The 25330-nt window shown below is 40.3% G+C and carries 21 protein-coding genes and 1 riboswitch; of the genes, 7 read left to right on the top strand and 14 right to left on the bottom strand.

Features of this window, described 5'->3' with window-relative positions:
• Positions 1–33: 33 nt before the first annotated feature.
• The 5 genes from WNY98_RS12000 to WNY98_RS11980 form a co-directional block, all read right to left on the bottom strand.
• On the bottom strand, positions 34–795 hold the full coding sequence (locus WNY98_RS12000) for a SapC family protein (protein WP_024594649.1): 762 nt from the start codon (positions 793–795) through the stop codon (positions 34–36).
• A 12-nt stretch (positions 796–807) separates the two neighbouring features.
• A complete protein-coding gene (locus tag WNY98_RS11995) occupies positions 808–2334 on the bottom strand; it encodes a tryptophan halogenase family protein (RefSeq protein WP_342878005.1) in 1527 nt (508 codons plus the stop codon).
• Positions 2335–2526: 192 nt separating this feature from the next.
• Entirely contained in the window at positions 2527–5274 is a 2748-nt protein-coding gene (locus WNY98_RS11990; protein ID WP_342878004.1) for a TonB-dependent receptor, read from the bottom strand.
• A gap of 187 nt (positions 5275–5461) precedes the next feature.
• Positions 5462–6436 carry an aldose epimerase family protein gene (locus WNY98_RS11985; RefSeq protein WP_342878003.1) on the bottom strand — a complete coding sequence of 325 codons (975 nt, stop codon included), beginning with the start codon at positions 6434–6436 and terminating at the stop codon, positions 5462–5464.
• 200 nt (positions 6437–6636) lie between these two features.
• A complete protein-coding gene (locus WNY98_RS11980; RefSeq protein WP_342878002.1) occupies positions 6637–7035 on the bottom strand; it encodes an acyl-CoA thioesterase in 399 nt (132 codons plus the stop codon).
• Positions 7036–7068: 33 nt separating this feature from the next.
• Here WNY98_RS11980 and WNY98_RS11975 point away from each other — a divergent pair, with 33 nt between their 5' ends.
• On the top strand, positions 7069–7773 hold the full coding sequence (locus tag WNY98_RS11975) for a 2OG-Fe(II) oxygenase (RefSeq protein WP_024600038.1): 705 nt from the start codon (positions 7069–7071) through the stop codon (positions 7771–7773).
• Between the two features lie 19 nt (positions 7774–7792).
• Here the strand turns inward: WNY98_RS11975 and WNY98_RS11970 are convergent, their stop codons facing one another.
• From WNY98_RS11970 to WNY98_RS11945, 6 genes are all read right to left on the bottom strand, one after another.
• Positions 7793–9028 (bottom strand): cysteine desulfurase-like protein, encoded by a 1236-nt coding sequence (locus WNY98_RS11970; RefSeq protein WP_342878001.1) that lies wholly within the window; start codon positions 9026–9028, stop codon positions 7793–7795.
• An 11-nt stretch (positions 9029–9039) separates the two neighbouring features.
• Positions 9040–9672 (bottom strand): 2OG-Fe dioxygenase family protein, encoded by a 633-nt coding sequence (locus WNY98_RS11965; RefSeq protein ID WP_024600036.1) that lies wholly within the window; start codon positions 9670–9672, stop codon positions 9040–9042.
• Positions 9673–9872: 200 nt separating this feature from the next.
• A complete protein-coding gene (gene acnB, locus WNY98_RS11960; protein WP_170072847.1) occupies positions 9873–12470 on the bottom strand; it encodes a bifunctional aconitate hydratase 2/2-methylisocitrate dehydratase in 2598 nt (865 codons plus the stop codon).
• Between the two features lie 292 nt (positions 12471–12762).
• Positions 12763–13818: an OmpA family protein gene (locus tag WNY98_RS11955; RefSeq protein ID WP_024600034.1), complete on the bottom strand. Its 1056-nt coding sequence runs from the start codon at positions 13816–13818 to the stop codon at positions 12763–12765.
• Positions 13819–14202: 384 nt separating this feature from the next.
• Complete coding sequence (locus WNY98_RS11950; RefSeq protein ID WP_076925794.1) at positions 14203–15612, bottom strand: YdiU family protein; 1410 nt, start codon at positions 15610–15612, stop codon at positions 14203–14205.
• A gap of 11 nt (positions 15613–15623) precedes the next feature.
• The gene (locus WNY98_RS11945) at positions 15624–16319 is read right to left on the bottom strand and encodes a DNA-3-methyladenine glycosylase I (RefSeq protein WP_342878000.1); all 696 of its coding nucleotides are present in this window, start codon (positions 16317–16319) and stop codon (positions 15624–15626) included.
• Between the two features lie 192 nt (positions 16320–16511).
• A riboswitch (Lysine riboswitch) is annotated at positions 16512–16712 on the top strand.
• 129 nt (positions 16713–16841) lie between these two features.
• On the opposite strand from WNY98_RS11945, the gene dapA reads away from it, so the two are divergent.
• The 5 genes from dapA (at position 16842) to WNY98_RS11920 (ending at position 22064) form a co-directional block, all read left to right on the top strand.
• Positions 16842–17726, top strand: a complete 885-nt coding sequence (gene dapA, locus WNY98_RS11940; RefSeq protein ID WP_024606521.1) for a 4-hydroxy-tetrahydrodipicolinate synthase — start codon at positions 16842–16844, stop codon at positions 17724–17726.
• A 15-nt stretch (positions 17727–17741) separates the two neighbouring features.
• Complete coding sequence (locus tag WNY98_RS11935) at positions 17742–18482, top strand: 2,3,4,5-tetrahydropyridine-2,6-dicarboxylate N-succinyltransferase (RefSeq protein WP_342875894.1); 741 nt, start codon at positions 17742–17744, stop codon at positions 18480–18482.
• The gene (locus WNY98_RS11930; protein ID WP_342875893.1) at positions 18482–19687 is read left to right on the top strand and encodes a PLP-dependent decarboxylase; all 1206 of its coding nucleotides are present in this window, start codon (positions 18482–18484) and stop codon (positions 19685–19687) included. The genes WNY98_RS11935 and WNY98_RS11930 overlap by 1 nt, the downstream gene beginning before the upstream one ends.
• A gap of 5 nt (positions 19688–19692) precedes the next feature.
• Positions 19693–20814: a succinylglutamate desuccinylase/aspartoacylase family protein gene (locus WNY98_RS11925; protein WP_342877999.1), complete on the top strand. Its 1122-nt coding sequence runs from the start codon at positions 19693–19695 to the stop codon at positions 20812–20814.
• 215 nt (positions 20815–21029) lie between these two features.
• Positions 21030–22064, top strand: coding sequence for a phospholipase A (locus WNY98_RS11920; protein ID WP_024600027.1), 1035 nt, complete (start codon positions 21030–21032; stop codon positions 22062–22064).
• Positions 22065–22122: 58 nt separating this feature from the next.
• Here the strand turns inward: WNY98_RS11920 and WNY98_RS11915 are convergent, their stop codons facing one another.
• A complete protein-coding gene (locus WNY98_RS11915) occupies positions 22123–23016 on the bottom strand; it encodes a bifunctional GNAT family N-acetyltransferase/hotdog fold thioesterase (RefSeq protein WP_076925800.1) in 894 nt (297 codons plus the stop codon).
• Between the two features lie 245 nt (positions 23017–23261).
• On the opposite strand from WNY98_RS11915, the gene WNY98_RS11910 reads away from it, so the two are divergent.
• A complete protein-coding gene (locus WNY98_RS11910; RefSeq protein WP_342877998.1) occupies positions 23262–23972 on the top strand; it encodes an SAM-dependent methyltransferase in 711 nt (236 codons plus the stop codon).
• An 8-nt stretch (positions 23973–23980) separates the two neighbouring features.
• On the opposite strand, the gene dtd is transcribed toward WNY98_RS11910, so the two are convergent.
• A complete protein-coding gene (gene dtd / locus WNY98_RS11905; protein WP_342877997.1) occupies positions 23981–24418 on the bottom strand; it encodes a D-aminoacyl-tRNA deacylase in 438 nt (145 codons plus the stop codon).
• Complete coding sequence (locus tag WNY98_RS11900; RefSeq protein WP_121953823.1) at positions 24419–25324, bottom strand: virulence factor BrkB family protein; 906 nt, start codon at positions 25322–25324, stop codon at positions 24419–24421.
• Positions 25325–25330: the final 6 nt, after the last annotated feature.

Raw genomic sequence — 25330 nt, 5'->3', positions numbered from 1 at the left:
ACGCGCAATGTCTGTGTAATAAAAAAGTGCACGCTACAGCGCGTGCGCATCTCGACTTAGTTCTAACTTAATTTGCTTTAAAGGCATAAGTTCGGGACGTTGGTTGTGCAGCTTTACCAATGCATTTAACTGAAACAGTGAAATAAGCATACTGTTAAGCACACTTAGGTAACCTTGCTTGTGTAAGTTTGCAACGGTATCGCTATCTAAAGTTTGCAGTTTGTCTTCATCAACGGTGCTCAAACCTTGAATAGTTTGGGTTTCGCCTTGTTCAAACTGCAATACAATATCTATGTTTTTAATAAGCCCTAAGCGCGCTACTTCTTGGGTAAATTGATACGTTTGATAATCATTTTTTAAATCGCTCTCAAGTAGCTTTTGCTGTGAATTTAAAAATAAGCTTGGCTTACCTTTAGCATCAAATAGTGCCTCGCCTTGCTGCGTATTTACGGCTGAGCTTTGATCATCAATCGCAATAAAGTAGTCGCTGCTATTTGCTTCACGGGTCATTAAATAAAGAGGGTGAGTTTGTATACATACCGGTGTGTAAAGTGCCTGCCATTGGTTGTTATTAACCAATAAACTTTGACCTGCACTAAAGCTGGTTAACGCTGATACGGTATAACTACCATTTTGTGTATTACGTGCTAAAAAAATAGGTAAGTCGCAGGCTGCTTTTGCCACTTCGTTAGCTCTTAAATTAACTAAATGCTGCGTTTTTGCATATTCAACACCTGCATTAGGGTTAATTTTTAATGTTTGGTGTTTGGTGTTTACTAGTTCACTAATAGCCATAGTTACACATCCTTAAACTGGGTTAGCCGCTAACCACTGCTCAATATAAGCGCGGTGTGACGGCAAAGTTTGCAACATCTGCTGTGTAAGCTGGCTGTTACGTTCAATTATTTGTTTGGCTTGCGCGTCTTGTGAATACAAATAAGCCTGTTTAGTAAAGTCTGGTTTGAAGCCCATACCATATAAAACGTACTGGTAGCTGGCGGCTGGGAATAACTCTAATGCGCCATGAAAATCTTGAATAAGCGGGCCACGGCTTCCCCAAAGAAGTAAATCTTCTTGCAGGGTTTGTGGAATAGTATTGGGCTGTACATGTGCTTGCCAGTAAGGTTCTGGGCGCTTGGTTAGCATGTAATGCAGCTTTAAAAAGTCGATAATACGCTGCCAGCGGTAATCCATCTGCTCGTTAAAGCGTTTAGCTACTATAGGCATTACTTGTGTATCTGCTGGCATGTGCTCTGCTACAAAGCGTGCTGAAATTTCAACAAGCATAATAGCGGTTGCTTCAAGCGGCTCTACAAACCCTGCTGACATACCCACTGCAACACAGTTTTTATGCCAAAACTTCTCACGGTAGCCCGACTCAAAGCTAATTTTACGGGCAGTTAAACCGTTTGCTCCATCCCCTAAATAGTTTCGTAAGTTTTGCTCTGCTTCATCGTCTGATAAAAATTTGCTTGAATATACATGCCCTACACCACGGCGATGCGTTAAACCTATATCCCAAATCCATCCAGCGTTTTGCGCTGTTGCTATGGTATGGCTGGCTAAGGAGTCATCGTTTTCATCGTAAGGGACTTGCATCGCCAGTGCGCTGTCGTTAAATAGCACGTGGTCCATTTTTTTAAACGGTACGTTGAGCGCTTGGCCTAATAACAATGATGAAAAACCAGTACAGTCTATAAATAAATCGGCGCTTATAATGCGGGTTTGATCTTTTAGAGTAAGCTCATTTATTGCACCATCGTCATCAAGTTTTACCTGATCAACAGTACCAATAATATGCTCTACACCAAGCTTACTTTTACAATGTTGTTTAAGCATTACTGCAAAAGCGCCGGCATCTAAGTGATAAGCGTAATTACAGTTACCTTGATATTCACCTTGCGCTATACCTCTTGGGGCTAAGCTTGCTTCGCAAATATCATGTTGAAAATTAGTTTGCTGTGCAAAGTCTTCAACATTATCTAAATAAGGGGCTAAATCTATGCGGCCGTAGCCTAGCGGTACAGTAAATGGATGGTAGTAAAAGTCGTTGTTGCCGTGCGTCCAATTTACAAATTTACCACCTTGCTTAAAGGTAGCGTTACAGGCTTTAAATACATCAACTTCACGCAAACCTATTTGCTGAAGTGTGTTTTTCATCGTGGGCCAGGTACCTTCACCTACACCAATTGTTGGAATATCTGACGATTCAACCAACATCACTTTTAAGCCATCACCATTTTTACCTTGGTGATACGAAGCTATAATTGCAGCGCTCAACCATCCTGCTGTGCCGCCACCAATTACTGCGATTGTTTTTATTGTTTTATTCATAATGGACTACTCTTTGAGTATCTTTGATAACGTTTTATACAACAAATGCCCGGTAGGGCATTTGGATTTAATGTGGCTTCATTTTAGCCAATTAGGTTAACTAATATACATTACTGTTAAATTAACCTAATTGGTATTAGCACTAATGTGTTGCAATGAAACAAGAGGCGAGAAGTTCGCCTCAAACATTAATTAAAACGATCCGCGAATACCAAACGCGTAACGTGAGCCATTATCTTCCACTGAATAAATTTGGTTAGCAAAACGACCTGTTTGTACTAACTCTTCTTCAGTGATATTGATGCCTTCTGCAAAAATAGTGAAGTTTTCGTTAATATCGTAGCTTGCACTAATATCCCACTGGCCGTACGTTTCTACGTTCACTGGTTCACCATTGAAGCCGTTATCAACTAAGCGTAAAAAGCCTTCACGGTTGTTAAATGCAACACGTGCTTGCCAGTTGTCTTGCTCATAAAACAATACTAAGTTTTGTGAATCGCCCAAACCTTCAAGTGCAAATGTTTGAGTTGTATCATCACCTACATTAATGTCGCTATTCACAACAGTCGCATTGGCAATAAAGCCAAAGCCATTTTCAAACATGTGAGTAACACCGACTTCAAAGCCGGTTACAGTTGCAGACTCACCATTTTGAGGACGGCTTACAGTGTAAACTTCTGAGCTACCAATAAGTTCGTCATCTGTTTGGTCTGTACATGTAGTACACGCAAAATCAGGACCTGAACGGTCAGACATTTCGTATGTTTCTGCACCCGTTAATGTAACAATAAAGTCGTCAACTTCTTTACTAAATACTGCAAAGCTAAATAAGTTAGCATCGTTGTAGTACCACTCGTAAGAGATATCCCAGTTTTCTGATTGGAATGGTTTAAGTGCTGGATTGCCACCACTTGCCGTTAAGTTTTGACGACGTGGCTCGTTAAAGTTTGTCGCAGGAGATAACTGAGACATAGTTGGACGAGTAATACTATCATACGCGGCAAAACGTAAAATCATATTATCTTGTAGCTCAAGCTTAACGTTGAAAGACGGTAGTAAGTTTGAGTAGCTAGTACCTTGTTCAATATTAGTCGCAGGGCCAAATACGTTAGCAAACAATGTCGCATCTGAAGTTGGAACTACATCGCTAATAAAGCTTTGTATTGCAGCAACTTCAATATCAGTTTCTGAGTAACGAGCACCCATATTAACGGTTACTGGCATATCAGCTAAATCAAAACCAAGCGTAAAGTCCATGTATAAACTAGTGATGTCTTCGTTAATTGTGTAACGGTTATTTTGTAGCGTTGGCTCTACTGGGAAACCTTGATCGGCTAAGTAATCAAGCATTTTATCGCCATCGTAGCTATAAAATGTATCGATCAAACCAGGGAAGTAATTACTCGCTGTGTATGCTTCAAAATCAATTTCATCAAGCGGTGCTTGTGTACCGTAACCACAAAATTGACATTGGCTACCAAAAATTTGGAAGCTAGATTTTTCACGCTCTTGGCGATAAGCACCAAAGTTAATACGCTCTACTGGGCCTTTATCTGGCACGTATTCAAAATCGGCTTTTACTTCAGTGATTTCATCTTCATCAGTAAATTGGTTACCAATTTCGTTGTAATGAAGACGCGCTAGGCTTGGATCTGGCAATGAACCATTTTCAAAGCCATCATGCTGTACGGTAGGAATGCTGCCTGTACCATCAAAAGTATAGCTGTTAATAATACCCACTACGTTAAAACGATCATTACCTGCACGGTCGTTTTCAGCTGTTGAGCGAGATACATCAAATTTTGCTTTTAGTGACTCGTTTACTTGCCAGTCAACATTAATACCAAATGCTTTATTAGTTACATCACGTGAGTTACGTGTATGTGATACAAAGTCACTTGCAGGGTCGCCACTTGGCGCGCCTAAGCCAACTTCTTGAGAGAAAGTTAAAAGCGTACCCGTTTCAGCATCAATTGTTGCGCTGCCTACACGGTCTGGTTCGAACCAAGATGCTAAATCACGCACTGACGAATCAACTTCAAATTTTGAAATCATTCCATCAACCGTAATCGTAACATCGTCAGATGGTGCATATTGAAGTACTAAACTTGCGTTTGTACGTTCACGGTCTTGCTCATCAACTACTTGGTCCCAGTTACGTGGAATGTAGGCATTTTCAAACAATACACCATCAGTTGGGTTAGATATTGTTTGGCCACCGCGCCAACCTGCCGTTAAAATTTGGTTATTTTGAAGTTTACGTTGTTGATTAGTGATGGCAAAAAGCACACCTAGCTTGTCATCGTTAAACGTATTACTTATTAAGAATGATGTTGATGGAGATACTTCTTCAGAAAGGCTTTCGTACATACCTTTAACTGAACCTAAAATATGTAAACCACCAAAATCAAAAGGGCGTGCTGTAGTTACGTTAACCGTACCACCAATGCCGCCTTCTTGAAGCATTGCAGTATTACTTTTATAAATATCAGCACCGGTGATTTGATCTGCTGCTAATACATCAAAATTAAATTCACGACCTGCACTGTCTGTCGCAATTTGACGACCATTAACAAGTACAGTATTAAATTGTGGACCAAAACCACGAATAGTTACCGCTTGGCCTTCACCACCACTACGGTCAATTGCTACACCTGTAATACGTTGCAGAGATTCTGCTACGTTTAAATCAGGAAATTTACCAAGATCTTCTGCTTTAATCCCGTCTGTAACAACATTAGATGCTTTTTTATCCAACATTGATGAACGTAAGCTGCTGCGGATACCCGTTACTGCGATAACTTCAACATCTTCATTTACTACTGTAGGCGTATTGCCTTCAGCGCCTTGAGCTGCAACGTTTCCGCTTGCCAATATGCCAGTGATAGCAATACTGATCGCGGTTTTCTTGTTGAACGATAACTTATTGTTAATTATCATTTTTTAAAAACTCCTGATTGTGTGTAGTCGTTGTGTCGTTGTGGTAGTGCATATAGTTTCAAATACTATTTATATTATAAATACTTTAAAACAGCAAAAAGTGCAACCTTTTCCTGAATTATAGATAGCATTTAATCACCGTATTTTTGCTTTTAATTTTCTTTAAATTAACATTGAAAGGCTGCATTCACTCAGAAAAAGAGTAAATAATAACCTGCTCGTAATCCTCTCCCGGCAATAAATTAGCTTTTGGGAAATTTTCACGATTTGGCGCATCAGGCCAGTTTTGCGCTTCAAAACACAAAGCTTGCCGTGCTTTAAAAGGCGCACCAACAAAGTTAGCAGTATATAGTTGCATACCTGGCTGAGTGCTTTTAAGGGTTAAATCAACCTTCGTGTGTGGCGAAGTTAATGTAGCCATCGTCTTTAAACTGCTGTCATCATTAAAAATATAGCAGTGATCAAAACCATTTCCAGCTTCTAACTGAGGATGAATGGCGCTTAATGCCGCACCAACTTGAGCTGGCTTGGTAAAATCAAAGCAGGTGCCTGTAACTAAAGCGGATTCATTAAGTGGAATACTGGTTTTATCGATAGGAAGATAGTAATTGGTATTAACTTGAACAAGGTGTTCATTAATTGATTCGCTGCCATCAAGATTAAAGTAACAATGGTTGGTAAAGTTAACGAGCGTTTCTTTATTGGTTAGCGCTTTAAAGTGCAGAGTAAGCTCGCCGTTTTTAGCGCTAATAGTTTGCCAAACCTGCAACTCACCAGGGAAACCTTGTTCGCCGTCGGGAGAGCAATAATAAAGCTCAACTTCACTTTCAGTTTGTTTGGTTACTTGCCAAAGTACTTTATTAAAGCCTTTAACGCCGCCGTGCAGGCTATTAGGACCGTTATTTGCTTCCAGTTGATACTGCGTACCAGATAAGTTAAAACGCCCCTTTGCAATGCGATTAGCGTATCGACCTACTGTAGCGCCAAGATAAAATGGGTTTTCAAGATAGTATTGAGGGTCATCGACGCTAAGCGTCATCTCTTGTTTTTTAAATTTAATGCTTTTTATTGTTGCGCCAAACGGCAAAATTTCAGCTGTTAAATTTTCACCATCACTGAGCTGAATAACTTGTAAAGGTTGGTCACTGGCAATAGATGTCACACGCATACTCCAATCAAATTACCGAATTAACATTTCCTGTTATAACGGCGCAACAATATATATTATAAATAGTATATAACTGGAGCCTGTAACTCAATCTAAATGCGTTAAAATTTCTCGACAAAAATTCACAGTTGCCGTCATATATTTACAATAATTCAGCTCAGCACGAGCTTATATAAAATATAAGCCTCGTAAGGTTAACTGCTTTGGCATATATGCTCATTAAGCGCCGCTTTTTCATCAATGCTAAGCGCTTGCTTTGATTTAGCAATAAAATCGTACCTCACCATAACGGCCTTACCTATTGCGCAGCACTTATCGTGTTGCCATGCTTCTTGTCTCAGCGTAAAAGAACTAGTGCCTATATGCTCTACAGAGGTTTTTACTGTCACTTCGTGGCCATAAAATAATTCGCCTACAAACGACACTTCTACTTTGGCAATTATCAACTTCCAATCATGTGGATTTAAGTCCGGTGTAAAAAACTTAAAAATAGGTCCACGCGCGACTTCAAACCATACAGGGAGTACGGTATTGTTAATGTGTCCGAGTGCATCTGTTTCGCTAAAGCGCGGCATCACTTTTTCAATAAACATAAAAATCCAATAATAATTATATAAAGGTAAACCATGACGGACTTTATACGCGTTATTGATAACGCATTAAGCGATGAGTTTTGCGATGAATTTATTACCACATTCGCGCAAAGCCCGCATGTAAAACAAGGGGTAACATCGGGCGGTGTCGACTTAAAGAAAAAAGACAGCCACGATCTGCATTTAAATAATCACCCCGAATATGCACAACAATTAAAACATATACAACAAACGACTGCACAGCATGTTTTTAAGTATGTTGAAGAACATATTTTTATGATGATTGGGGCGTTTGGATTAAAGGTCTATCACCCAAAAACAGGTGAAGTAGTCGATTTAACTCAAGACAATTTTGAAGAAGTAGGTAAACCGCAACTACCTGTTTTAGTGCAGCAAATTTTTAGACTTGGCAATATCCAGGCGCAAAAATACGAAGTAAATAAGGGTGGCTATCCTTACTGGCACAGTGAAGTTTACCCGCAGCTACAGCACAATGAAGCTTTGCATCGCGTGTTGTTATTTATGTTTTATTTAAACGATGTAGAGGAAGGTGGTGAAACTGAGTTTTACTATCAAAACCGTAAAATAGCACCTAAAAAAGGCACTATGGTAATAGCCCCAGGCTACTTTACACATACTCATAGAGGTAATAAGCCAGTATCAAACGATAAGTATATTTTAACCTCGTGGGTGCTGTTTAATCGTGCAGAACAAATATATGGTGCGCCAAAAAGTTAGCGCACCAAAGCTTATATGATTAACCTAGTAGCTCATCAAATAGATCAAACAGTTGATCAAGCTCTTTAATAGTGTTGTAGTGCATACAACCAATGCGCACTACACCGCCTTTATCAAGCACATCTAGCTGCTTGCATAAACCTTGCGCGTAAAAATTACCATCCCACACGCATATATGCTGCTTTCCTAAAAACTCTGAAACGGCGCGTGGCTCAAGCCCTTCAAAAATTAAAGCAAAAGTAGGTGTACGCTCATTCAAGCGATCAAAGTCATCAATACCAAACAACTTAATGCGTGGGTAATTAACTAAGCGTGTTAAAAAGTGCTCACTAAGCGCCATTTCATGCTGTTTAGTTTTAGTAAAGGCCACGCTTAACTTTTCGCGGCGTGAATGGCTATCATCAAGCTCGCTTATTGCCGCAATGTAATCAACTGCCGCGATAAAACCCGCCATTGCTTCAAAGCTTTGTGTACCGGTTTCCCAGCGACTTGGCGCTACGTCTTTAGCGGGTTCTACCTTGTACGGTGTAAACCCTTCTAAATGTTCTTTTTTACCGTAAACCATACCTAAATGCGGGCCAAAAAACTTATATGCAGAGCAGGCTAAAAAGTCGCAATCAAGCGCTTGTACATCAACAAGTTCGTGCGGTGCGTAATGTACAGCATCAACATAAACAAGTGCGCCTACAGCGTGAGCAAGCTCTACAATGCGTTTAATATTATTAATTGAACCTGTGGTATTTGACGCATACGTTACCGCTACAAGCCTAGTATTGCTGTTTAATAAGCTTTCAAATTGCACCATATCTAAGCTGCAATCTGCTTCGTTAATAAGCGCTGTATTTACAACAACGCCTTTATCTTCTGCGGCTTGCTGCCACGACGATACATTTGAGAAGTGATCGGCATTGGTTACAATTATTTCATCGCCAGCTTGCCAGTCGCGTGAAATAGCACGGCTAAAACTAAACGTTAGGCTGGTCATGTTTGGACCAAACACAATTTGTTGTGAGCTAGGTGCATTAAGTAAGTCAGCAGCGGCTTGGCGCGCATTCGCCATCAATTCAACCGTTTTATCACTTGAAAAAAACGCGCCACCTAGGTTTGAGTTGTAGTGCCCTAAATAAGCTGTCATCGCATTAAGCACCGATGTTGGTACCTGCGAGCCGCCTGGGCCGTCTAAAAATATTGGCGATTTACCATCAACGGTCTGCATTAATGCAGGAAACTGCTCACGTAATTGCGTTATGTTCATGCCTAACTCCCTTAAGACGTTAATACAAAACAATCCAGGTAACCTGGTTTGCTAGCATCAATTTTGTTCATAGGTGTTGCGTTATGCCACACTTGACGGTCATTTATTAATGCAAACATGCCGTCTTTTATTTCCATTTTAAAACAAGGCTCAGCTTGCTTGTTTTCGTATACAAGTAGCTCGCCACCTTCTAAATTTTCATGAGAAACACCGCATATACATACATGGTCAAAACCATCTTGATGTACGCCTTCTGGCGCTGCTGGTGTATCACTGTTAATAGCAAGCATACGGAACTGATGAATTTCAATATCGCGCTGCTCATCAATACCGGTAAGTTGGCGAAACTCATTTACAATGCTTTTCATGCCTTCTGACTCAAGTAAACTTTGCTCTAGGTTTTCGTAAGTACGCTCTACATTACCTTGAAAAGTATTAATTGAATCGTCTTGAACAAATGCTTTGGCTTGCTGTAGCTTTATTTCACCATTTTGCATTTTAACTACTGAGTAACGACGTTTACGAAAGGCACCATCTGCATAAGGATTAGCAGGCAGGTTATCAAAAGAAGGCTTAACCAAATCAATATTTGCTTGGTTAACAAAACGTAGTTGCAGTAAATTCTGGTTGTTTAATGCTGTCATAAAATCTCGCCTAAAATAATGAGAATATTGATGAGGATTTTAATGCATTTTGATAGGAATTTTTGCGCGATTAATTACTTTAAAAGTAACTTGAGACTAGATTTAATACAATAATATAAAAAAAGAAGCATGAACTATCTAATATTTATTTTAGCCAATAAAAAACCCGCCTAAGCGGGTTTTTAAACAAACTCTAAAAATTATACAGCTTGTTGAATAATCACGTTGTCTGCTTTTTTAGTGTAAGCAGGCATACGATGGAAGTTCAAGTAACGGTATGTATCTGAAGCCGTTGCATTGATCTTCGCTGCATATTCTTGGTACTCAGCAGCTGTAGGTAGTCTACCTATGATTGCAGCAATTGCAGCAAGCTCAGATGATGCTAAGAATACGTTTGCGCCATTACCTAAACGGTTAGGGAAGTTACGTGTAGAGGTAGACACAACCGTTGCTTTATCTGCAACACGTGCTTGGTTACCCATACATAGTGAACAACCTGGAGTTTCGATACGTGCGCCAACACGACCAAAAATACCGTAGTAACCTTCTTCTGTAAGTTGGTCTTTGTCCATCTTAGTAGGTGGAGCAACCCAAAGCTGAGTCGGAAGTTGACCTTTAAAGCCATCAAGCAACTTACCAGCAGCACGGAAGTGACCAATGTTAGTCATACAAGAACCGATGAATACTTCATCAATTTTCTCGCCCGCAACATCAGAAAGAAGACGCGCATCATCTGGGTCATTTGGAGCACAAAGAACTGGCTCTTTAATCTCAGCTAAATCAATTTCAACGATATGCTTGTACTCTGCATCAGCGTCAGCTTCCATTAGTTCTGGGTTAGCTAACCAATCTTGCATTGCAGTAATACGACGTTCAATCGTACGTACATCTCCGTAACCTTCAGAAATCATCCACTTAAGCATAACAATGTTAGATTCAAGGTACTCAGAGATAGACTCTTTAGAAAGCTTAACTGTACAACCAGCTGCAGAACGCTCTGCAGATGCATCTGATAATTCAAACGCTTGCTCAACAGTAAGGTGCTCAACGCCTTCAATTTCTAGTACGCGACCAGAGAATTCGTTAATTTTACCTTTTTTCTCAACTGTTAATAAACCTTGTTTGATACCGTAGTAAGGGATTGCATGAACAAGGTCACGTAACGTGATACCTGGTTGCATTTCGCCTTTAAAACGAACCAAAATAGATTCAGGCATATCAAGTGGCATAACACCCGTTGCTGCTGCGAATGCTACTGCACCCGAACCTGCTGGGAATGAAATACCTAATGGGAAACGTGTATGTGAATCACCACCAGTACCTACGGTATCTGGTAATAACATACGGTTTAACCACGAATGAATAATACCATCACCTGGACGAAGTGAAACACCGCCACGGTTCATGATGAAATCAGGAAGCGTATGATGAGTGCTTACATCGATAGGCTTAGGATAAGCTGATGTATGACAGAATGACTGCATTGTTAAATCTGCAGAGAAACCTAAACATGCTAAATCTTTAAGTTCATCACGTGTCATAGGACCTGTTGTATCTTGCGAACCAACAGTTGTCATTTTAGGCTCACAGTACTGACCTGGGCGAATACCTGCAACGTTACAAGCTTTACCAACCATTTTTTGCGCTAGTGTGAAGCCTTTATCAGAAACTTCTGTTGCTGTTGGTACCTTAAATATATCAGTTGCGCCTAAGCCAAGAGATGTACGCGCTTTATCAGTTAAACCACGACCGATAATTAGTGGAATACGACCACCAGCACGAACTTCATCTAAAATCACATCAGATTTAAGTTCAAAAGTAGAAATCACTTTATCAGTACCATGTTGCTTAACAACACCTTCGTACGGATAAATGTCGATTTGCTCACCCATGTTGAGTTCATCAACATTTAATTCGATTGGTAATGCGCCTGAATCTTCCATTGTGTTGAAGAAGATTGGAGCAATTTTATTACCTAAACATACACCGCCAACACGCTTGTTTGGTACGAACGGGATATCATCGCCCATAAACCAAAGTACAGAGTTAGTTGCAGACTTACGAGAAGAACCCGTACCAACAACATCACCTACGTAAGCAAGTGGTAAACCTTTAGTTTTTAATTCTTCAAGCTGAGTAATTGGACCTACTTCGCCCGCTTTATCAGGTGTAATACCGTCACGTTCAATTTTTAGCATTGCTAAAGCATGAAGTGGGATGTCTGGACGAGACCATGCATCTGGTGCAGGTGACAAGTCATCAGTATTTGTTTCGCCAGTTACTTTAAATACAGTAACTGAGATCTTTTCAGCAACAGCTGGCTTATTAGTAAACCATTCTGCATTTGCCCAAGATTCGATAATTTGCTTAGCGAATGTGTTACCCGCCTTTGCTTTTTCTTCTACATCGTAGAACGCATCAAACATAAGTAATGTATTTGAAAGGCCTTTAACTACGATTGGTGCAAGTGTTTCGTCATCAAGTAGGTCAATCATTGGTGCGATATTGTAACCGCCCAACATTGTACCTAACAATTCTGCCGCTTTTTCTTTAGAAACAAGTGGAGAATTAGTTTCACCTTTAGCTAAAGCTGCTAAAAATCCCGCTTTAATATAAGCAGCATCATCAACACCTGCTGGTATACGCTGAATGAACAAATCTAAAATGAATTCTTCTTCACCTGCTGGTGGAGTTTTTATTAATTCAATAAGATCAGCAGTTTGCTGAGCATCTAATGGCGCTGGTACGATACCTAACGCGGCACGTTCTTCTACGTGTTTACGATATTCTTGTAGCACAATATTGCCCTCTTGGTGACGTGAAAGTATCCGGTAGCGCTTCAAGCGCAAATAAGTTACCCAATACTTATAGTATTCTAACGCGTAATTATAAAGCTTTTATGGATAGATGAAAATCCATCCAGTTGCGCAACTGATTATACCGATTATAAATACTATGAATAGTGGTTGTAGTAAAAACTATTTTCATGAATACTTATTAAGTAATAATCATTACCATTAACCAATATTAATTTATTATAGCCATAAAAAAACCCAGCACTTGGCTGGGTTTTTATTACAAACTATTTAATTAACGTAAAACTTTAACGTTTTTGATAGTTTTGATATGCGCTTCTACACGACGGTTTTCTGCATTTGCAGCTTTAGTGTTTGCATCATTTTTAAGACGCTCTTCACCTAAACCAACTGTAGTAATACGGTCTTTAGCAATGCCATCAGAAACTAATTGCTCAGCTACTGCATCAGCACGTTTTTTAGATAACCATTTGTTGTAAGTTGCTTTACCTACAGAAGAAGTGTGACCTTCTAAAAGTACTGTTGTATCTGGGTACTCTTTTAAGAATGCAGATACTTTTTCAATATCGTTTAAGTACTGAGTAGATACTGCTGAAGCATTGTTAGGGAAAGTCACTAATAAGCTTACAGTTACTTCTTTATCTTCATATAAAGTACAACCAGTGCCATCAACTGCATCAGTCATAGGTGTGTTAGCACACTTATCGTCTGCATCAGCAATGTTATCGTTGTCGCTATCTGTAGGAGCTACAGCTACTTCAACAACTTCAGGAGCTGGCTTAACTGGCTCAACTGGTGCTGAATTTTGGCCGAATAAGTAGTTAATACCTATTTTAGCGCCTACATCAGTGTAACCACGGTCAAGACCTTGGTATACAGCTGTTTCAGCATTAACAAATAAGCCATCTGTAATGAAATGTTGGTAACCAACACCTGCATTTAAGAATGTGTTGTCATCTACTACGTCCATTTCTTTAATACCGAAAAGACCGTAGAAAGGACCGCCATTTAAATGGTAAAGAGCATCAATACCGTAACGCTCGCCATCAATACTGTTGCGGTTACCAGCAACTTTATCAAAAGCATTAAAATCCATATCTGCATATTCAAGACGTGCGCTCCAGTAATCACTGAAACGGTAACCAGCTTCAACACCCCAGCCAGTTGATTCATTTACGTCAAGACCAGCTTGAGCACGCATGTTTTTCCAAGATGCGTCATAGTAGTCGCCAAATGCGCCAATGTAGAAACCTTCTTCTTTATCAGCAGCGAATGTAGATGCGCTAGTTGCAGCCAACGCGATTGCAATTGTAAGTGATTTTAATTTCATTGTTTTCTTCCCATTTGAACAATTTTAAATTGTAGCTAATCGATACTAGCTCAATCAGTTTTATATAGACTAACTGAGCCTTTGTTAATCAATACTTAACGAAAATAAAGTTTATAACTTTTTTCTATGCCCTGTCACAACACACATCCACTTACTATAGGCGAAATTGAAACTTTATTGAAAAATAAATATAGTAGTTTTTTGTAAATTAGTACTTAGCAAGGAATGTAAGAGCAATTAAATGCACTTATAAATGCAAAGAAATATTGCTTGGCTTTAATTCGGCGCATAATACCATCAGAATTAACATTCCCCTAGATATATGCGCATATTTGATTAAAAAATGACTCTTTTTAATCATGTAGTTATATTAAATGTTAAGAATTAAGTACCACAAAAGGTCTGGTAATCATTATCATTTATCGGTGAAGTTTGAAATTCTGATAATTTTTCACTATCAGAATACGGGCTACCCGCTACTTTTATAAAGCGCTGTAGTAACTCACTAGACCCTGTAGCGTTATATTGTGTAATTATTTCTTCGATCACATGATTACGCGGTATTACACGAGGATTTGCAGCTCTCATTACTTCATAACTATTATTGTCAGTTAAGCTTACCCACTTAGCTCTCCATTCAATTAGCGACTCAGGTATTACTGTTTCTTCTTTTAAGGATTCAGTAAGCGCATCGAAGGTATTGGTGTAATCGAGCTGGTTATCTTTTAATAGTGTTAACAACTCTGCGATTAACTCGCCATCACTGCTGCTAGATTCATTTAAACCCAGTTTTTGTTCCCACATAGCAGTAAACTCAATATTAAATTGCTCAGCAAAGCTATTAATGTATGGTGTCATTAACGTAACAGCCTGCTCGTCATCATCATTAATAAGTGGTATTAAACTCTCGGCCAAGCGTGCACAGTTCCAGTTAGCCATATTTGGCTGATTCCCAAAGGCATACCGACCTTGTTTATCGATAGAGCTAAATACGGTGTCAAAATCAAAATTATTCATCATAGCGCAGGGGCCGTAATCAATGGTTTCTCCGCTCACTAGCGTATTATCAGTATTCATTACTCCATGAATAAAGCCAACACGCATCCAGCTCACAACTAGCTTAACTTGGTTTTTAATCACAGCGCCTAAAAATGCCAAATAGCGCTGTGGTCCGGTGTCGGTTATTTCTGGATAATGTCGCTCTATAGCTAAATCGGCTAAATTTTTAAGCCCTTCAACATCGCCTTGCGTCGCTAAATATTGAAACGAGCCAACGCGAATATGACTGGTTGCTAAACGAGTCACTATTGCGCCTGCTTGTGGTGGGTTGCGATAAACCGTTTCACCGCTGCCAACGACCGCTAAACATCGGGTAGTTTTAATGCCTAGTGCATGCATTGCTTCGCTCATTACGTATTCACGAATAGCGGGCCCAAGTGCACAACGGCCATCACCCCCTCTTGAATAAGGAGTAGCGCCAGAGCCCTTTAATTGAATATCCCATAACTGGTTTTCATTGTCAGTAATAGCCCCTAATAAGTGGGCTCGTCCGTCACCTAAACGTGGTGAAAAATGTCCAAATTGGTGCCCAGAGTAACCAAGTGCAACTGCAGGAATCGCCTGCTTTTCATTACCGCTAAAAGTATTAGCACGTAAATCATCAGCGACATTAATATTAAACTGTTTTGCTAAGCTCTCGTTCCACAGCAATAACTGAGGGGAGGCAACACTTGCAGGGAAATCTTCAATTGCGAAGTTTTCCGCAATATCTGTGTATCTTGGCACTAATTTCATGGTAATTCCTATTATTGCTGACTTATACCCACGCGGTTATCACCTACACCATAGGCCACAATTAAGCTTAGCTCTTGCATACTTAAACCACTTTGCTTTTGCATTTCATTAAAAAAGGCTTGGGCTGCATTCAGTGATTTTTTGGTTTGTAAGCCGCCGTCTATAATTTTATGAGCACGCAAATAATTCTCTACATCGCGTGATAGTAAAAAAGTATCTTTACCAAGTGCTCGTAGCGCATAAGGCCCTGTATTTCCGCCTAAACGCGAACCATGCTTTTTTAAATACGCCCATAAACCAATAATATCGTCTGTTGGCCAATTAGCGACAAACTGGCTAAAACTGCCATGTTCTTGTGCTATTTCGTGGATCATGTAAGCATTTTCGGTAATTGTTTTTACTTTTTTATAGTTACGAACAATTCGCTCATCCGTTGCTTTTTGTTCCAGCATATCGGGTGGCATCATTAATAATTTATCAACACTAAAATCCCAAAAAACCTCCCTAAAGCCCGGCCACTTATTATTAATTACTGACCAATAAAAGCCGCTTTGAAATACTTTTCGAGTAAATTCTTCAAGCCAATCGTCGTCACTTAACGTGCTTAGTTGTTTTTTAGATAGCGGTTTTGCAAGTAATAACTTAAGCATCTTTTCAGAGCCTTTTCGCTCTACCGCTCGCTTATAAATATCGCTAAATTTTTCCATACTAATTAAATACCTCACTACTTATATTGCTAGTGTACGAGAAAAGCACCCAATACGTAACCACTCCCATTATGGATGAATGAATATGTATTTAGTAGCTTGACACCTAGACGGCTAAAATGCTTTAATCGCCGTAATTACCCTATTTAAATTGCAGCGGTTTGTGAGTTTTTACTCTACAAACAGGTGCAAAGGGCTAGAAGAGGTGCGTTATTCAGGTAGCGTATGTTAGGAGCGCAAACTCCAGTGAGCATACGTGAGGGGAATTAACGCCGAGAAGTAATCACTTTTGCGAAGTGTTTATTTCGGGCGACTAGGTTGAACCCTAGCGACTGTCACCAATAGCTGCTTATAACAAGCAGCTTATTAGTTTGGTGGAGAGCTTCTGGTCTTAAATATTAAGGCCGTGCGCCCTATTATTTTAAGCCCATTCGCTCTTCGAATTATTAGTTCGAACGACGTTAATGCGGCTCCTTCCATAAAGCTTTTTAACTCTTCGAATAACTTATAAGTTCGTGAGAGATGATCAACAACTTCAATTTAAACGACTACTCATTGTGGACCGCGCTTGTTACGCCATTTGATCAACACGGCGATGTTGACTACAACACGTTAACTAAGCTGGTTAGCGAGCAAGAAGCGGCACATAACGGTATTCTACTACTTGGTAGTACGGGCGAAGGCTTGGCGCTAACGCAAGAAGAGCAGCAAGCCATTGTTGAACACGTATGCCAGCTAAAACCAGCGGTACCATTAATGGTTGCTGTGGGTGGTAGTAACTTAAAGCAACAAATTGAGTGGGTTAACTATTGTAATACACTACCCATTCATAGCTTTTTACTTGGCTCACCCCTTTATGCAAAGCCCGGCGCTATAGGCCAAACTCATTGGTTTGAAAGCCTACTTAATGCAAGCGCTCACCCGTGTATGCTTTATAACGTACCGGGGCGCAGTGCTGTTAGCATCCCAACGGCAACAATTCAAAACTTACAAAACAATAAAAATTTATGGGCGTTAAAAGAAGCGAGCGGCAGCATTGCTCAGTTTGAAGCTTACCGCCAAGCGGCGCCTAATTTAGCTATATTTAGTGGCGACGATGCGCTAATGCCTTATTTTGCCCAAGCCGGCGCAAAAGGGTTAGTGTCGGTAGCTGCAAACGCATGGCCCGCACAAACTCACGAGTTTGTTAAACGCAGTTTAAGTGGTCAACACCCTAATTTATTTGCTCAGTGGACTAGTGCCATTAATAGCCTATTTGCTGTCGCAAACCCCATTCCCGTAAAGGTATTGATGCATTTGCAAGGCCGCTTAAGCAGCCCGCAACTTCGTCCACCTTTAACACACCTTGAGTTAACTCAAACCGATTGCATCACAACTGCAAACAACACCATTTTATCTTGGCATTAAATACAGGTTTTTATAATGAGCTGGTTAGAACTATTAAATAATTTAGAATCGGGCGCAGTACGCGCAGCATCACAAAACGAAAGCGGCCAATGGCAAGCTAACGTAGAAGTAAAAAAAGGCATTTTAGAAGCCTTTAAAAATGGCACTAATACTGAGTTTGCAGGCGGTTTTGTTGATAAACACAACTTAGCTCCACAAGAGTTTAGTGCTGATGATGGCGTGCGTATGGTGCCGGGTGGCTCTAGTGTTCGCCGTGGTGCTTATGTTGCTAAAGGCACGATTATTATGCCACCAGCGTATGTAAACATCGGTGCATATATCGACGAAGGCACAATGGTAGATAGCCACGCATTAGTTGGTTCGTGTGCACAAGTAGGTAAAAACGTACATTTAAGTGCTGCAGTTCAGCTTGGTGGTGTACTTGAGCCAATTGGTGCAAGCCCAGTAGTTGTAGAAGACGACGCCTTTATTGGCGCTGGCTGTATTATTGTTGAAGGTGTAGTCATTAAAAAAGGTGCTGTGCTTGCACCAGGCGTGCGTTTATCTGCGACTATTCCAGTTTACGACTGCGTAAACGAGCGCCAACTAGATAAAGGCGAGCCAATCCCAGAATATGCCATTGTAATACCAGGCTCTCGCCCTGCTTCAAACGAATGGGCGCGCGAGCAAGGTCTAAGTATGTCGTGTGCGTTAATTGTTAAATACCGCGACGAACAAAGCGATGCATCATTATTACTTGAAGAGGTTTTACGATAATGAGCTTTTTGAGCACGCCTATCAAAACTGCTGTAAATACTATTACACAACAACTTGATACACCTTTTTTTGTTTACGACTTAGATAAACTAAACACGCATCTTGCGCGTTTAGTTGCACAAACCGACGTAAAACTTTGGTACGCCGTAAAAGCAAACCCACTGTCTAAAATTATTCAAAGCTTAGACAACGCCGGTTTTAATTTTGACGTAGCAAGTAAAGGTGAGCTTGAGCAAGTACTAGCACAAGGTATTAGCTCACAGCGCGTGCTCAACACGGGGCCTGCAAAAAGCCCCAAACAAATTAAACACTTTATTGAGCGCGGCGTATGTATATTTGTAGCCGAAAGCCTCAATCAAGTCCGTTGGTTAAACCAACAAGCACAACTACAAAACACGCAGTTACAAGTACTTTTACGTGTACAGTTGCGCTGGCCTGAAGGTGAAAAAAACCCATTGGGTGGCGACAGCCTTACCCCATTTGGTTTGGGTTGTAATGAATGGCAAGCACTTAATGTAGCCGACTACCCTGCACTTAAGTTTGACGGCTTACATATTTTTCAGTGGGGCAACATGCTTAGCACGCAAAAGCTAAGCGAATTGTGGTCACAAATGATTGCACCACTTAGCCAACTTGCCGGCGATTTAAATATTAGCCTTAAAATTCTCGATTTAGGTGGTGGTTTAGGTATTCCCTATACACAAAGCGAAACAACACTTGATTGGGATGACTTAATAACGGCGCTCGCTAAAATTAAAAGTGATGCGGGTGTAGAAGAGTTGTGGATGGAGCTTGGTCGCTATGCCGTTGGCGAATGCGGTCATTACGCCAACCCAGTAGTCGAACGCAAACAAAACTACAATCAAGAACAAGTAATTTTAAGCGGCGGTATAAATCACCTATTGCGCCCCGCTGTTACCAGCCAAGATTTCCCTGCTGCGTTACTGCGCGAGTCCAGTGCAAAAACTCAAGCGGTCACTTTATACGGGCCGCTTTGTACCGCGCTTGATTGCTTGGGTGAGCATAACCTACCAAGCGATTTAAATGAGCACGACTGGCTAGTGTTTAGCCAATGCGGTGCTTACGGCTTTACCGAAAGTATGCCGTATTTTTTATGCCACGAGCTAGCTGCCGAGTATACCCTGCAAAACGGTGAGCTTACCTGTGTTCGCCAAGCTGAAAATGCCAGTCATTATTTAAGGTAATAACTATGAGTAATACAACCCACATCAGCCAAGAGAACATTGTAGTAGGGGAAGTTGCAAACGGCCTACCACTTACAATTCCTGTTTATCGCTTAAAAGGCGATGACACAGGACCTAGTGTTTATATTCAGGCCAATATGCATGGCGCTGAAGTGCAAGGTAATGCGGTTATTTTTCAGCTACTTGAGCAATTAAAACACCTAAACCTTAATGGCGATATTACCTTAGTCCCTTATGCAAATCCGATTGGTTGTAATCAAAAGTCGGGCGAGTTTACCCTTGGCAGGTTCGATCCAATTACTGGTACTAATTGGAATCGCATGTACCACTACAATAAAAATTTAGTGACGCAGTTTGCACAAAATCATACTCAGTATGATGACGCTACATTAAAAAGTAACTTTAAACAGGCGCTTATTGACGAAGTAGACAGCAAACTCAACGGCCCTGCTTATTTACTTAATACGGGTAAACGCATTGCGCTTAACTTACAAAAGCTCGCTCATCAGGCTGATATAGTACTCGATTTACACACGGGGCCTATTTCAAGCAAACACTTGTATTGCCCAACTTATGCAACCGACAGCGCGCGCTATTTTAATATTGAACATGTACTGCTTATTCCGAGTGATTTTGACGGCGCTATGGACGAAGCTAACTTTTGCCCATGGTGGCATTTAAGTGATGCACTTAGCGAGCAAGGCCGTGAATTAACCATTCCCGTAGAAGCATTTACTGTAGAGCTAGGCAGCCAAGAAAAAATAGACTTAAAAGAAGCACTACACGATGCAAACAGTATTTTAAGTTACTTAAATCATAAGGGCGTACTGCAAAACGCAACGAATACCCCTGCTGATATTACTCGTTATGCGTGTAATTTAGATGACTATTTTGCTTACTACGCCCCCATTGGCGGTATGGTTGAATACATAGCACCACTTGGCGGGCACATTAAAGCTGGTGAGCCTATTGCTAATATTTTACGGATGGAACGCTACTTAAGCGAGCAACCACTGCAGACACTTACTCTAGATTGCGATGCAATTGCCATTTTGCACTTTGCCTCAGCGAGTGTTAACCAAGGCACCGAGCTTTATAAGTTTTTTACTAACATATTTGAGCTTTAGCTCACCCTTCTCATTGCGTGAGAGCAGATTAACTAAAATAATTAATCTGCATTAAAAAAGCGGCCTAGGTCGCTTTTTTTCTGATCTATATTTACTTTATATACGTATAATGGTTGCTGTGAATACAAATTCAGTAAAAGTTCACCGTTACATATGTAAAAAGACGTTATAATTAAATTAACGCATACAACAACCCGAACTCACAAGGAATTACAATGAGCTGGCGCCACTGGATCACACTTTCTGCCTTAATAAGTACAGCGACCTTCGCACAAGAAGAAGTTGCTACAAACGAGCAAGATAACGACATCGAACTTGTAAAGCAGTGTATTTTAAATGAAGTAATTGGCGGAGACGGTAAACAGACATTAGACGATCTTCGTAAAAAGTGTTCAGCTCTTGAAGAAAACAAACAACTTACCGCGCTTGATAAACGCCAAGCTCGAGAAGAAGTCGGTAAAAAAAATAGAAACGTAATTACGCCACATAAGCGTAACTATATTTTACCGCTTTCGTACGTATCACACCCAAACGATCGCCCATTTGATGGTTTTGACGAATTAACAGATGATAACGATGGTGAGCCACTAGACAACCTAGAAGCAAAATACCAGCTTTCAATCAAAGTGCCTCTATATGATGACTTTTCTGATGAAGACCAAGCCATATTTTTTGGCTTTACTCTGCAATCTTACTGGCAGCTTTATAACTCAGAAATCTCTTCTCCATTTCGTGAAACCAACTACGAACCAGAAATATTTTGGATAAACTACCTCGACCCAGAAAACGTATTATGGGGCGACGAAATGGCAATTTCACTAGGTATTTCGCATCAATCAAATGGTCGCAGCCAGCCAAACTCGCGTTCGTGGAACCGTATTTATGCAGACTTTATTTGGGAAAACAGAGGCTTTGTTTTTAGTTTTAAACCTTGGTACCGCATAGCTGAGGACGAAAAAGACAACGTTTTAGAAGCTAAAGGCGACGACAACCCAGACATATACAAATACATGGGCTATTTTGAATTTAGTGGTGCATACCGTCTTAACGATCATGAATTTAGCTTCATGACGCGTAACAACTTAAATTCAGAAAACCGTGGTGCAATTCAACTCGACTGGTCATTTCCGTTATGGGGTCGCGTTCGTGGTTATGCACAATATTTTAACGGTTATGGCGAAAGCTTAATTGATTACAACGCGGATGTAGAACGTATTGGTGTAGGTATATTATTAACTGACTTGTTATAAAACGAGCTCACAAAAAAGCCAAGCATTGCTTGGCTTTTTGTTTTTCGACATTAAACAATTATTTTTTAACCGCAAACACACCTTCAAACTCTGCAACTACATTGTCACCATCATAAATAGTAACAGGCACAATATAGGTTGCTTTACCGTCGGTTTCTAAATCGCTTAACTTGCCCTTACATGTTTGTATATCAACACAACCACGTGGGTCTGTAGTAAGCGGTTTTAAGTACTTAATGTTAGCATCGGCCAATACAATATTACCTTCAAGCCCAGCTTCTTTAAGTGCTAAGTACGTAGCGCCCCAACCTGTTAGCGTGGCCAAGCTATAAATAGACCCTGCAAACATCGTGTTATGTAGGTTTAAGTTGGCGTCAAGGTCGGCACTGGTTGTAAATTGCCAATCGGTATAGCTTTCTACCTTAATGCCCATCGCGTCACTAATTGGAATAGACTCACGCCATATATTTTGTAGTACTTGCGTCCAATTAGGGTGGCGGAACCAACCTGGTTCACATGGCTTTTGCTTTACCATTTTAAAGTGTTGAACATCGCCATACGCTAAATGCGCTTTTTCTTTTAGTTCATAACCGTGGCGCTTATAAAACTCAAGTGCTCGTTCGCGTGCAAACAATACAAGCTCACCGGCATTTTGAACCCATGCAATTTTTTCAAGCTCGTGCAGCAAGCGACTACCAATATGCTGGTTACGATTACCCTCAGCAACTGCCATATAACGCACTTGTGCTTGCTCATGATTGTTAAAGTGCAAACGTGCTACGCCTAGCACTTCACCTTCTTTATTTTTTATAAAGCGATGCTCAGAATCTTGTTCCATATCGTCTTGTTCAGAGCCACGAGGCTCGCCCCAAGGCGCGCGTAATACCTGCCAACGCAATTGATAATACGCTTGCCAATCTTCGCTACTTTGTGGGGTGCTTACCTGAAACATACATACTCCTGTTGTTATATAAGCCGCAAATAAAAGTCAAAAAAGGCTACGGCGCTATACTAATCGTATTGGTTATCTACCAAGCTAAAAAAATAAAATAATTAAATTGATTGGTATTATTATGGCAAATACCATACTCCATCCTAAAAAAACTGCAAATACGACTTTGGTGATGCCTGCAAAATAACGTAAAAAATAATAGCAAAGGGCATTGCGCTTTAACGTTGCTAGTTTATGCTGAGAATATGACTGAAAAAATCAATTATATAAATTCACTGACAGGTTTGCTAAGCGATCAATTTATTGAAAATAGCCACAGCATTGGTCAGTTAATCTATTGGCATAAATGCAGTGGTGAGCACATTCAAGTACGTGAGCACGAGCAGTTACGCTGGTTACTTATTAACGACACCCTTCAATCTGTTATTGATTTAAATAATCCGAGCTTATTACTTTTTCCGCATTTATTGTATTTAGATAAGCATTGGCAAGCTCTTAAGTCGCCACAAAATGTGTTAGAACTTGGCCTTGGCGGCGGTGCAATTCGTAATTATTTACAACATAAATACCCTAAAGCACAAATAACATCGGTTGAAAAAAACGCCGATATTATTGATTGCTATACCCAGTTTTTTTCGTCAAATAAAAATGAGCAACTGCTTTGCGCCGATGCGCAACAGGTTTTAAAAAGCGCGCTAAATGTTGATTGGGTTATTCTAGATTTATTTAGCCAAATAGATGCACCTCGATTTTTATTTGAAGAGGCATTTTATAAAAAAATCTACTCGGCTTTAAATAATAACGGCGTGCTATTTATTAACTTTTTATCGCAGCATGAGTCGCAATTAAAGCAACTTCAGCAGCTGTTACTCGATGTATTTGGTTGTAACGTCAGCCCGCAAAAAATTACGGGCTATGTAAATCATATTGTCGTGATCACTAAAAAAGAGGCATAAAAATAGGCTTAAACAGATAAGTTAAACGTAACGGGCCCGTCGTTACACAAGCTTACTTGCATATCGGCACCAAACTCACCTTTGGCTATTGTAAGCCCCAACTCTTTAGCTTGAGCTACAAAGTATTCGTAAAGCTCGTTAGCTTGGCTTGGCGTTGCCGCAGATGAAAAACTAGGGCGCATACCCTTTTTAGTGTCAGCCGCTAGCGTAAATTGCGAAACCACAAGTAACTCACCTTTAATATCTTTAAGGCTTAAGTTCATTTTGTCGTTTTCGTCAGTAAAAATACGATAATTACTTACTTTGTGTAAAAGTTTGTCAGATGTTTGCTTGTCGTCGTGTTTTTCGACACCTAATAGCAACAATATACCATTGCCAATTTCGCCTACTACTTGGTTATTAATTTCTACTTTGGCATACTTTACACGCTGTATTAAACCTTGCATTTAAACTGTATCCTTTAGTGCTGGTTCATCATCTTCTAGTTCAAGCTCAGGTGTTTCTGGAATATCATTTGGGCTAATGCACGCTGTAAATTCAGCGCCAAGCAAAACAACTACCCACGACAAATACACCCATACAAACAAAATAGGAATGGTAGCTACTGCGCCGTAAATAACTTCGTACGACGGAAAATGGCTAATATAAAGTGCAAATCCTTTTTTAGTCAGCTCAAATAAAAGTGCCGCAAAAAAAGCGCCAGGTATTGCCGCTCTAAACGACACGCGCGTATTAGGCACTAAGGTGTAGAGCATAATAAAGCCCACCATCGAAATCCCGTACGGCAATAACTTTAACAAAAATCCGCTAAACCCAGGAATACCCTGATCAGCAAACGATACCAACGATACAATGTAAGAGGTAACACCAATACTGGCACCGAGCAGCATAGGCCCTAAGCTCAAAACCATCCAGTACACAGCAAATGAGATCATCATTGGGCGTTTTTTCTTAATTCGCCAAATTCGGTTTAATGTGGCGTCTACATTGCGTATTAACAGTAAGGCTATTGCAGCTAAAAAACCAATACCTACTGCCGTCATTTGGTTGGCATTGCCCGCAAAGGAGCTAATGTGCTCTCTAATAACATCGGTAGAAGTAGGGACAAAGTTGGTAAACAAAAAGCTCTCAATTTCCATGCGAGTAGATTCAAAGCCCGGAAAAGCCGAAAATATAGCAACACCCACCGCAATTAATGGCACTAACGACAGAAGTGTCACGTAAGCAAGGTAACCTGCATTAACCGTTATTTGATCGTCTATACAACGATTGAAATACTGCATCCACCAACCAGGTTGCTGGCGTATAAAGGACTTAACTTGCTGTTTGTAATGTGAGAGCTTATCATTCATACAATT

Origin of the sequence: Pseudoalteromonas sp. AS71, from assembly GCF_038900275.1 — a bacterium.
Taxonomy (GTDB): Bacteria; Pseudomonadota; Gammaproteobacteria; order Enterobacterales; family Alteromonadaceae; genus Pseudoalteromonas.
Note: the sequence above shows the minus strand (reverse complement) of the source record. Positions and strands in the feature narration are given on the sequence as shown.

Excerpts from the sequence above, each read along its gene's own strand:
- WNY98_RS11955 (WP_024600034.1), bottom strand. The coding sequence starts at position 13,818 with ATGAAATTAAAATCACTTACAATTGCAATCGCGTTGGCTGCAACTAGC.
- WNY98_RS11920 (WP_024600027.1), top strand. The coding sequence starts at position 21,030 with ATGAGCTGGCGCCACTGGATCACACTTTCTGCCTTAATAAGTACAGCG.
- WNY98_RS11990 (WP_342878004.1), bottom strand. The coding sequence starts at position 5,274 with ATGATAATTAACAATAAGTTATCGTTCAACAAGAAAACCGCGATCAGT.
- WNY98_RS11930 (WP_342875893.1), top strand. The coding sequence starts at position 18,482 with ATGAGCTTTTTGAGCACGCCTATCAAAACTGCTGTAAATACTATTACA.
- WNY98_RS12000 (WP_024594649.1), bottom strand. The coding sequence starts at position 795 with ATGGCTATTAGTGAACTAGTAAACACCAAACACCAAACATTAAAAATT.
- WNY98_RS11925 (WP_342877999.1), top strand. The coding sequence starts at position 19,693 with ATGAGTAATACAACCCACATCAGCCAAGAGAACATTGTAGTAGGGGAA.
- WNY98_RS11980 (WP_342878002.1), bottom strand. The coding sequence starts at position 7,035 with ATGTTTATTGAAAAAGTGATGCCGCGCTTTAGCGAAACAGATGCACTC.
- WNY98_RS11935 (WP_342875894.1), top strand. The coding sequence starts at position 17,742 with ATGAGCTGGTTAGAACTATTAAATAATTTAGAATCGGGCGCAGTACGC.
- WNY98_RS11975 (WP_024600038.1), top strand. The coding sequence starts at position 7,069 with ATGACGGACTTTATACGCGTTATTGATAACGCATTAAGCGATGAGTTT.
- dapA (WP_024606521.1), top strand. The coding sequence starts at position 16,842 with ATGATCAACAACTTCAATTTAAACGACTACTCATTGTGGACCGCGCTT.
- WNY98_RS11900 (WP_121953823.1), bottom strand. The coding sequence starts at position 25,324 with ATGAATGATAAGCTCTCACATTACAAACAGCAAGTTAAGTCCTTTATA.
- WNY98_RS11910 (WP_342877998.1), top strand. The coding sequence starts at position 23,262 with ATGACTGAAAAAATCAATTATATAAATTCACTGACAGGTTTGCTAAGC.
- WNY98_RS11945 (WP_342878000.1), bottom strand. The coding sequence starts at position 16,319 with ATGGAAAAATTTAGCGATATTTATAAGCGAGCGGTAGAGCGAAAAGGC.
- WNY98_RS11965 (WP_024600036.1), bottom strand. The coding sequence starts at position 9,672 with ATGACAGCATTAAACAACCAGAATTTACTGCAACTACGTTTTGTTAAC.
- WNY98_RS11915 (WP_076925800.1), bottom strand. The coding sequence starts at position 23,016 with ATGTTTCAGGTAAGCACCCCACAAAGTAGCGAAGATTGGCAAGCGTAT.
- WNY98_RS11970 (WP_342878001.1), bottom strand. The coding sequence starts at position 9,028 with ATGAACATAACGCAATTACGTGAGCAGTTTCCTGCATTAATGCAGACC.
- WNY98_RS11995 (WP_342878005.1), bottom strand. The coding sequence starts at position 2,334 with ATGAATAAAACAATAAAAACAATCGCAGTAATTGGTGGCGGCACAGCA.
- WNY98_RS11950 (WP_076925794.1), bottom strand. The coding sequence starts at position 15,612 with ATGAAATTAGTGCCAAGATACACAGATATTGCGGAAAACTTCGCAATT.
- dtd (WP_342877997.1), bottom strand. The coding sequence starts at position 24,418 with ATGCAAGGTTTAATACAGCGTGTAAAGTATGCCAAAGTAGAAATTAAT.